We start from the raw sequence: 3,345 nt of genomic DNA, 5'->3' as shown, positions 1-3,345 counted from the left end.
CCTCGAGATTGGCGATGCTGTGCGACATGTTCGCCTCGCCCGACAGAAACGGCTTCTCCCACAGGACGGCGCCGTCGCGGTGGATCCGGCTCATGCCCTCGATATGCGCAGGCGGCGTGCCGACCAGCAATTCAGGCCCGAGCGAGGCCTGGCGCAGCTTGGAATGCGCGAGCCAGAGGTAGTTGTGGCGCTCCGTGACATGATCGCTGAACTCGTTGGCAAGGCACAGACCAAGGCGAAACGGCGTTCCGTCCGGACCGATCAGGTAGATCCCGGCAAGCTCAGGCTCCTCGCCGCCGTCTTCGGCAAAATCGGGCATCGCGAGCGCGGCACCCGGTGCGACCAGACCCGAGCCATCACCCTTGTAGAACCATTCGGGCTGCTGGCCGCGTGTCCCTTCTTTCGGCTTGCCGCCTTCGACGCCTTCGAGGAACATCCGCATCGAATCCGTCTGATTCTCGGCGTCCGCGGCCGCGCGGTGCATCTTGTCGCGGCCCTCAGCCGAACCGAGATGCGTCAGGCCGGTGCCCGTCATTATGAGGTGGGCCGGATCGACATGATCGATCGGCGAGGTCAGGCGACCAGCGGCGAGCTCAGCGGCGATGTCGACGCTCGCGCCTGTTCCACAAGCTGCAACTGCGCCGGCGAGATCGGTGCCATCGGCGAGCGCACGTTCGGCGAGCGCGCGGACGCTGTCTACGCCGCTAACGAACGTGGCCCCTTCACTAGTGGCAGCGATCACCGATCGCGTGCCGTCGACCCCAACATGCTGCAACAGGCGCAAAATCATCACACTCTCTCTCCTAAGCGGGACGCCGTTGTTACGGTTCGTCCCCAGTATCTTGATTTAGATGGCGGGAACGCCGTCGATAAGTCGCGGCACGGTCGTGCCGTCACGCAGAACCTCCGGCAGCAGTTCGGGCAGCAGATTCTGGTACGACACCGGCCGCAGGAACCGGTCGATCGCCAGGCTGCCGACCGAAGTCGTGCGGCCGTCCGACGTCGCCGGGAACGGTCCGCCATGGACCATGGCATGCGCGACCTCGACACCCGTCGGCCATCCATTGGCCAGGATCCGCCCCGCCTTGCGCTCGAGCAGCGGGATCAGGCGCGACGCCATCCCGGCATCGCCCGTATCCATCTGGATGGTCGCGGTAAGCTGACCCTCGGCGGCACCCAGTACGGCGTGGAGTTCGTCCTCGCTCGTGCAGCGTACCAGCAACGACGACGCACCGAACACCTCATGGCCCAGCGCCTTGTCGCTCAGGAACTGTGCGGCGGTCGTTTCGAAGAATACCGCCTGCCCTTGCGCAACGCCTTCGCCGACCTTGCCGCGAGCGATCTCGTTCACCGCGTCGTGGCCGGCAAGGGCGGCGATGCCCTGCTCGTAGGCGGCATGAATGCCGCTGGTGAGCATCGTTGCGGCAGGAGCCTCGGGCAACGACGTTGCGGCCGCGGACACGAATGCGTCGAGCCCCTCGCCCTCGAGCGCGAGCACGAGACCGGGATTGGTGCAGAACTGGCCCGCGCCCATCGTCAGTGACCCGACGAACGCCGTACCGAGCGCAGCGCCACGGGCCTTCAGCGCTTCGGGCAGCAGCACCACCGGGTTGATGCTTGACATCTCGGCATAGACCGGGATCGGGACTTCGCGAACCTGCGCCAGCTTGGCCAAGGCCAGTCCGCCAGCCCGCGAACCGGTGAACCCGACAGCGGCGATCCTCCAATCCTGCACCAGCGCGCTGCCGAGCTCGTTGCCGGGCCCGACCAGATGGGAGAACACGCCCTTGGGCAGCCCACACGCCGCGACCGCGGCATCGATCGCGCCAGCGACCATTGCGCCGGTGGCGGGATGTGCAGGATGACCCTTGACGACGACCGGGCAACCGGCTGCCAGCGCCGACGCGGTGTCGCCACCGGCAGTCGAAAAGGCGAGCGGGAAATTGCTCGCCCCGAACACCGCGACCGGACCGAGCGGGATCATACGCAAGCGCAGGTCAGGACGCGGCAGCGGTGCGCGATCGGGGAGTGCCGGATCGATCCGCAACCCCATCCAGCCGCCACGGCGAACGACGCCTGCGAACAGCTTCAACTGGCCGACGGTACGCCCGCGCTCGCCCTCCAGCCGGGCGCGCGGCAGGCCACTCTCGCGCATCGCGGTGACGATCAGGTCGTCGCCCAGTGCGACGATCTCCGCGCCGATCCGCTCCAGGAAGTCCGCCCGTGCGTCATTGGTGGTCGCGCGGTATACGTCGAACGCGGCTTCTGCAGCGGCGCAGCCCGCTTCGACGTCGCCATGACCATGAACCGCAATCGGATCGCCTACGGTCGCACCCGTTGCCGCCTCGACGGACCAGAAGCCTGTATCGTGAACCTTGTTCGCAAAAAACACGTCGGCCATGTGGTATCCACTCCTTATACTCTGACATATAAGGCTCGTTTGAGTTTGGCAATCTACGACATTCCTCCATCTGGAACGGCGTGGTATCTGTCGAACAGGGAGCGCGAATGACTAAGACTCAAGACGTTAACGACGTCGTTGATGCGATCAGTGAACCGCCGCGGGCCACCCGTGGTACGGGAAGACGGTTGCACGGGGCCGTAGCTCACAAGCTGGGAACGGCGATATTGTCCGGGAAATACGCGCCTGGCGACACGCTTTCCGGGGAGGTCGAGTTCTCAGCGATGCTGGACGTGTCGCGTACTGCTTACCGCGAAGCCATCCAGGTCCTGACTGCCAAGGGGCTCGTGGAGAGCCGTCCGAAAATCGGAACGCGCATACTGCCGCGCAGCCGGTGGAACTTGCTCGATCCCGACGTTCTGGCGTGGTCGTTTGCCGGCGAACCTGACATCGGATTGATCCGCAGTCTCTTCGAACTTCGCGCGATCGTCGAGCCTGCCGCGGCGGCGCTGGCCGCCCAGAGACGCGAGCGCAGCGATCTCAAGATCATGAAGGATGCGCTGGCGGCGATGCGGCGGCATACCTTGGCCACCGAAGCCGGCCGCGCGGCGGACCGCGAGTTTCACGATGCGGTACTGACCGCGACGCGCAACGATGCATTGATCGTACTGAGCGCGAGCATCGGCGCCGCGGTCGGTTGGACCACTCAGTTCAAGCAGCGCGCACGTGCCCTGCCTCGCAATCCCATCCCGGATCACGCGCTGGTCTACGACGCGATCGCTGCAGGCGATGCGAACGGTGCCAGCACGGCGATGCGAACCCTGGTCGATCTCGCGCTGGAGGATACGAAGCTGGCGATGGCGCGCTGATCGCACGCCACCGTCGTTTCGGCTTCCTTTGCTCTGACTAAGCGGAGCCCTGGTTAAGCTGAACTCTGATTAAGG

3 protein-coding genes are annotated in these 3,345 nt (G+C 65.5%); 1 reads left to right on the top strand and 2 read right to left on the bottom strand.

Annotated features, from left to right (window positions below; translation table 11 throughout):
- On the bottom strand, positions 1-790 hold a 790-nt coding region (gene araD1 / locus sphst_RS13525; RefSeq protein ID WP_107045686.1), incomplete at its 3' end, for an AraD1 family protein.
- Positions 791-847: 57 nt separating this feature from the next.
- Entirely contained in the window at positions 848-2,401 is a 1,554-nt protein-coding gene (locus sphst_RS13520) for an aldehyde dehydrogenase (NADP(+)) (RefSeq protein WP_031394962.1), read from the bottom strand.
- A 107-nt stretch (positions 2,402-2,508) separates the two neighbouring features.
- Here sphst_RS13520 and sphst_RS13515 point away from each other — a divergent pair, with 107 nt between their 5' ends.
- A complete protein-coding gene (locus tag sphst_RS13515) occupies positions 2,509-3,270 on the top strand; it encodes a FadR/GntR family transcriptional regulator (RefSeq protein WP_081877641.1) in 762 nt (253 codons plus the stop codon).
- Positions 3,271-3,345: the final 75 nt, after the last annotated feature.

The organism is Sphingomonas sp. STIS6.2, assembly GCF_000732685.2.
Lineage (GTDB): Bacteria > Pseudomonadota > Alphaproteobacteria > Sphingomonadales > Sphingomonadaceae > Sphingomonas > Sphingomonas aerolata.
Note: the sequence above shows the minus strand (reverse complement) of the source record. Positions and strands in the feature narration are given on the sequence as shown.